At 49.2% G+C, this 5,598-nt stretch carries 6 protein-coding genes; 2 read left to right on the top strand and 4 right to left on the bottom strand.

Features of this window, described 5'->3' with window-relative positions:
• Nucleotides 1-1,929, top strand: a 1,929-nt coding sequence (gene glyS, locus NZ772_12680; GenBank protein ID MCS6814406.1) for a glycine--tRNA ligase subunit beta, incomplete at its 5' end; no start/stop codon positions are given.
• A 31-nt stretch (nt 1,930-1,960) separates the two neighbouring features.
• Here glyS and NZ772_12675 read toward each other — a convergent pair.
• The 3 genes from NZ772_12675 to NZ772_12665 all read right to left on the bottom strand — a co-directional run bounded on the left by NZ772_12675 (nt 1,961) and on the right by NZ772_12665 (nt 3,578).
• Nucleotides 1,961-2,365 carry a biopolymer transporter ExbD gene (locus tag NZ772_12675; GenBank protein ID MCS6814405.1) on the bottom strand — a complete coding sequence of 135 codons (405 nt, stop codon included), beginning with the start codon at nt 2,363-2,365 and terminating at the stop codon, nt 1,961-1,963.
• Nucleotides 2,366-2,430: 65 nt separating this feature from the next.
• Entirely contained in the window at nt 2,431-2,847 is a 417-nt protein-coding gene (locus NZ772_12670) for a biopolymer transporter ExbD (protein ID MCS6814404.1), read from the bottom strand.
• Nucleotides 2,848-2,855: 8 nt separating this feature from the next.
• Nucleotides 2,856-3,578, bottom strand: a complete 723-nt coding sequence (locus NZ772_12665) for a MotA/TolQ/ExbB proton channel family protein (GenBank protein MCS6814403.1) — start codon at nt 3,576-3,578, stop codon at nt 2,856-2,858.
• 610 nt (nt 3,579-4,188) lie between these two features.
• Between NZ772_12665 and NZ772_12660 the strand changes: the two genes are divergently transcribed.
• Nucleotides 4,189-4,788, top strand: coding sequence for a hypothetical protein (locus tag NZ772_12660; protein ID MCS6814402.1), 600 nt, complete (start codon nt 4,189-4,191; stop codon nt 4,786-4,788).
• A gap of 181 nt (nt 4,789-4,969) precedes the next feature.
• Here NZ772_12660 and NZ772_12655 read toward each other — a convergent pair.
• Nucleotides 4,970-5,598 (bottom strand): ATP-binding protein (locus NZ772_12655; GenBank protein ID MCS6814401.1); only part of this gene is annotated, 629 nt, incomplete at its 5' end.

Raw genomic sequence — 5,598 nt, 5'->3', positions numbered from 1 at the left:
GCAGAAGGCTTTGCTAAAAAGCAGGGCGTAGAGTTATCAGCTCTGGAAATTCGCCCAACTGACAAGGGTGATTTTGTGTTTATCACCAAGACTATCCTAGGAAGACCAACGGCAGAGATTTTGGCGGAACTAGCACCAACGTGGATTACCTCGCTAGAGGGCAAGCGATTTATGCGCTGGGGCAACGGAGATCTGCGGTTTTCACGTCCCATTCGTTGGCTAGTGGCATTACTAGACTCAGAGGTATTGCCAATCGCTCTAACAAGCGGCAATGAAACTATCCGTAGCGATCGGCAATCACGTGGGCATCGCATCTTACACACACGCCCCATTAGCATTCCCCATGCTGAAAATTATGTCGATAGCCTGCGTCAAGGGCTAGTGGAGGTCGATCCTGAACGTCGTCGCCAAGTTATTGTCGAGCAGGTTACTAACCTTGCCCAGCAGGTTGGGGGGGTGCCCGTTATTTCTGAGGCACTCTTGGCTGAAGTGGTTAACCTTGTGGAATATCCCATTGCCGTCATCGGTAAATTCGACAGTGATTTTTTAGCCCTACCCCCAGCCGTGATCATGATGGAAATGGAAAGTCACCAGCGCTATTTTCCAGTTTTGCAGGCTGAGTCAATCGCTAATGGGTCACCCACCACTCAGACTCCTCAACTCTTGCCCTATTTTATTACCGTCTCTAATGGTGATCCTGCCAAGCGAGCGGTAATTGCAGCAGGTAATGAGCGTGTGATTCGTGCCCGGCTATCCGACGGCAAGTTCTTTTTTGATGCCGATCGTGCCCAACCTCTAGCCAGCTATCTCCCTCGACTAGAAACCGTAACCTTTCAAGAGCAGCTTGGCTCAGTGCGCGCTAAAGTCAACCGCATTTGCCAAATCGCTGACCAACTTGCTGACCAACTTCAAGTGTCTGCTGACGATCGCCGTCTCATTCAACGGGCTGCCCTACTGTGTAAAGCCGACTTGGTTACCCAGATGGTAGGTGAGTTCCCAGACTTGCAGGGCGTGATGGGTGAAACCTATGCCCGTCACAGCGGTGAGCCGGATGCAGTTGCCATCGCTATCTCTGAGCATTACTTACCGAAAGGGGCAGGCGATCGCTTGCCACAGTCCCTAGGAGGACGAGTAGTAGGGATTGCTGATCGCCTAGACACCTTGGTCAGTATTTTTGGATTAGGGATGCAGCCAACAGGATCATCGGATCCCTTTGCCCTGAGACGAGCAGCCAACGCTATTGTTAACATCACCTGGGATGGCAACTTGGAGATCAACCTAGCAAGCTTGCTTCAGCAAGTTACCACTGAGTTTGCCCAAGCATTTTCTTCAGTCATGAAACTTAGTCTGGAGGAACTGCGCCAACATCTCCAGGAGTTTATGCTGCAACGGATCCGTACTCTGTTGCAGGACGATCGCCAGATTGATTACGACTTGGTGAACGCTGTCCTAGGGGAAAATGACCCAGAGTACAGCGATCGAGCACTACAGGATTTACTCGATGTCCGCGATCGTGCTCTGTTTCTGCAAACTATCCGCACAGACGGCACCTTAGCAACCATCTACGAAACAGTCAACCGAGCTACCTGTCTTGCTGTCCAGGGCAATCTAGATACCCAAACTTTGGATCCAAGACCATGGATTCACACTAATCTTTTCCAGCAGCCTACGGAACAAGCCTTTTACGATGGCCTTGTCGAGCTTGTGCCTCAAACCCAAGCTGCCCGTGCCGATCGGGACTATCGCAAATTAGTGAACGGGTTGCGTCAAATTGCTCCCGTTGTTGCTGAATTCTTTGATGGTGACCAGAGCGTCTTTGTAATGGATGAAAACTTAGCAGTGCGCCAGAATCGCTTGACCTTATTGGGAATCTTGCGCAATCATGCCCGCGTGCTAGGAGACTTTGGAGCGATCGTCAAGCGTGACTAACGTCAACATGAAGCAATACCTGTCAGAAAAGCTATTCGATCGCCAACGAAACCCTATCACCGCCTACGTCGCGCATAACCGACAACACCGTCAGCACATCATCATAACTCAATGACTTGTCGGCCTTAAGCAGAACAGTACCTTCTGGATTGCTGCTCAAATAGGCAACCATTTGCTCAGCTAACTGGTCAGGGTTCAGAACCTGACCATACACCCGTGTCTGTTTCTGGCCATTCAACGCAACGATTAATGGCTTGGGTGGCAAATCTCGGTTTACGCCCGACTCAGACTTAGGCAGCTTAATATCACCGGCCTGCTGCCCCGTTAGCGTCATCGAAATGATGATGAAGAAGGTTAGGATGGTCATCAACACATCCATCATCGGAACCAAGTTAACCTCTGGCATCTCAGAGACGTTGCGCCGGTCTTTAAACATCGCTACACATCACCTTCCTACTTGCTCACTGGCACACTACTCAACCATTAACGCCACAGAGTCACTTACTCGATGGCAATCGAAACGCGATCGCCGCCAATCTCTCGCATTTCCCCCAGGAATTGCACCACTTGTTCATAGGGTAACTTGGGATCAGCGGATAAAACCACAGCTGCCTTTGGATTTTCCCGCAGGTACACTTGCATCTGATTCACCAGAACCTGCTTATCTGTCGGTTGTCCAGAAACTAGGATGACCCCGTTAGCTTCTAGTCGCACCAACATCGGCTCCGGCAAATTAGCTTCAGGTGGCGGGGGAGGAACGTTTTCAGGTGGAGGCAAAATTACATCTACTGCTTGCTGTGTTCGCAAGGTCATGGTAGCGATAATGAAGAAGGTAAGAATCGTCATCATCACATCCAGCATTGGGGTCAAGTTGACCTGAGGAGGATGACTAGCACGCCGCTGACTTTTGAATCGCATCGTCTCAACTATCCTCCATCCATGGGTGAGCTAGTAATTGATGGAGCCGACGTTGCACGATGATGTGTTGCGTTAAGTACAGGATGATCCGGCAAGGCTGGCTCGAACCAAACTTGGCGATAAATTAGTTCCAACTCACTACCAACCGACGAGAAGTAATCAATCTGACGAGATTGCAGGGTGACTGAGAGTCGTAACACAAGTAACGCGACAATAGCTACGACCATCCCTGTTGCCGTAGTGATTAAGGCTTCCCCAATACCAGCAGCAGCCTTACTGGCTGATTCTCCAGTGCCACCGCCCCCAATATTCAAGTTCCCAAAGGTAGCAATTAGACCGGTTACGGTACCTAGCAATCCCAGCAGTGGGCCGATCGCAACAACCGTTTCTAAGATTTTATCCCCATGGCGCATCTTCACAAACTCACGCTCGGCTGCTGTTTCCATAGACAGGCGGAAGGTTTCAGGGCTAGGGGAGCGCAACCGCAACGGAGCATATAGGAACCGGCCAATCGGCAACTCTTCATGCTGCTTAGCAATTTCCGCAGCCTTTTGCAAGTCGTAGTGAGCTGCATCTAGCACATCATGAACAATCTTGGCTTCTTGCCGCAATAGAGGAAACCAAAAGGAGGCACGCTCTAGAGCTACTGCCAAGGTAGCCACTGAACAGCCTAACAATGGAACCATTGTAACGCCGCCCTTTGCCAGAAATGTAAATACAGTTTCAGCCATACTGCTCTCAGAGGTTCCCTTCTACTAAAGTTACTTGCCAGTCTCCCTGATAGAATACCTGAACACTCTTAGTAGTTGATTAACGAGCCGTTAAGAAAATACTAACTTAAGTTTAATGATTACAGTTGTGAGCAGCACTGGGTTCTATTGCAACGTATCTAATGGCCAGATGCATGGGGGCGTATGACTGGAGTACAGGATCACGTTGGTTCCCTACGTCACACCAGTTCTCTATGCTGTGGATGCTGTGGCTACCGATAGCTTGCAGTAAGGACTTAAGTCCTTACTACGAACTGATGGGTTAATATGGCTAGCTTTTGTAGCATAGGTATTACTACTACAGATGGCCTGTAGAAGGAACTAGGGGAAGGGAACTAGGGAGCACACTGCATCCAATTCCCTGTATTTTGAATACAAATAGTTTGTAATGTGGGCTTGAGTCTCTACTACAAGCTTTCATCTAACTGTGGCCTAGTCACATAACTCTATGGCTATGCCAACGTACATTGCTAGTAGTTGCCAAGTCAGCTATTATCCTTGCCAGTTGCCTTATTACTCACAACCTGCCATGAAATTTGCCTCACGAGCAAACTCACTGAATTGGATGAGGATGCACCAACTACAGCGGGGGTTAGTGCTTTGGCTATCTCTTGCCTTGGTGACTGTCACTACTATCGTTACAGGGGTAGCGATCGCACCCACGACGGCTCAGATGCAGTTGACGGAGCAATCTCGTGTCAACATTAACAGTTTTGGCCCTATACAGGTCGGAATGACCGTTGCCGCCGCCGAGAAAGCAGCCCAGATGAGTTTGCTCGTGCAATCTGGACAACCTCGTAACACAGCTTGTTACTATGTCGTTCCGTCTCGAACTGTGCGTGGGGTTGGCTTTATGGTGATAAATTCCCGTGACGAGCAGCCCGATAAACAGCAAGACCGCATTGCACGGATTGATGTTTGGAGCAATAGTCTAGTGATGACCACGAGCGGTGCTCGCATTGGGGACTTTGAGTCTCGCTTACGCACCCTCTATCCTGAGGCACGGGTAACACCTCACGATGATATTCCCGGTGGACGGTATTTCACGATCGTGCCCCAAGCTGAATCTGATAGCAACTATCGCTTGATTTTTGAAACTGATGGACGACGCATTGTTCGCTTTCGGGCTGGACAACTCCCAGAGGTAAATTACCCTAAAGGCTGTACATAACTGCTGAAGTAGCCAGGGCAGCGTTGAAAGGCATCGCTAGTAAGAGGTAAGAGGAAACAGATGACTAAGTGTAAACACCCCTCGTTAGGGGACTTGGCTCGCTAGATTGTCCTGATTGTCTCTTACAGTACTAGTTGTCTCTTTAAGTCAACAATTCGGACACTTAATTAATAGCCCTGTATTAATAGCCCTGTTGTCGCAGTTGTTTGATTAACTCGTCGATACTGACAATCGTCGCTGGTTGGGTTTCAGGAGAAATTGCCGGTAACGCAAAGGCAAAGGTGCTGCCTACACCCACCTCACTTTCTACCCAGATGTGACCACCATGGCGCTCAACGATTTGCTTACAAATTGCCAATCCTAACCCAGTGCCCTTGGGCTTATCGGTAAGCATATCACCTAGTTGCTGAAACCGCTCAAACACCTTGTGGCGATCTTCTGGGGCGATGCCGATGCCTGTGTCAGTAACAGAAAAGACGATCGTTGGTCTGCTGTTAGCTTCAGTAGTAGTTGACCGTACTGATGTGCCGCTAGAAGGATTACTGTCTAACGCTACTTGCACAGTGATTGTTCCTTGGGCTGTAAATTTGACGGCATTAGAAATCAAGTTAATCATGACTTGGATTAGGCGATTTTGATCCCCTAACACATCGGGCAAGTTGGGATCGATCGCTTGCTGCAACACCAGATTACTGGTCTCAAACAAGCTACTTGTAGCGTGAATTGCCCAATTAGCTACCTCAGCAGGACTCACAGGCTCCATGTACCAGTCAACCTCATCTGCCTCCATTTTGGCAATATCTCGCAGAT

Source organism: Cyanobacteriota bacterium, from assembly GCA_025054735.1.
Lineage (GTDB): Bacteria > Cyanobacteriota > Cyanobacteriia > SKYG9 > SKYG9 > SKYG9.
This window is presented reverse-complemented; position numbering and strand designations above follow the sequence as displayed.

What these genes read in the sequence shown, in the direction of transcription:
- NZ772_12675 (MCS6814405.1), bottom strand. Translation starts at nt 2,365, where the DNA reads ATGTTTAAAGACCGGCGCAACGTCTCTGAGATGCCAGAGGTTAACTTG.
- NZ772_12670 (MCS6814404.1), bottom strand. Translation starts at nt 2,847, where the DNA reads ATGCGATTCAAAAGTCAGCGGCGTGCTAGTCATCCTCCTCAGGTCAAC.
- NZ772_12665 (MCS6814403.1), bottom strand. Translation starts at nt 3,578, where the DNA reads ATGGCTGAAACTGTATTTACATTTCTGGCAAAGGGCGGCGTTACAATG.
- NZ772_12660 (MCS6814402.1), top strand. Translation starts at nt 4,189, where the DNA reads ATGCACCAACTACAGCGGGGGTTAGTGCTTTGGCTATCTCTTGCCTTG.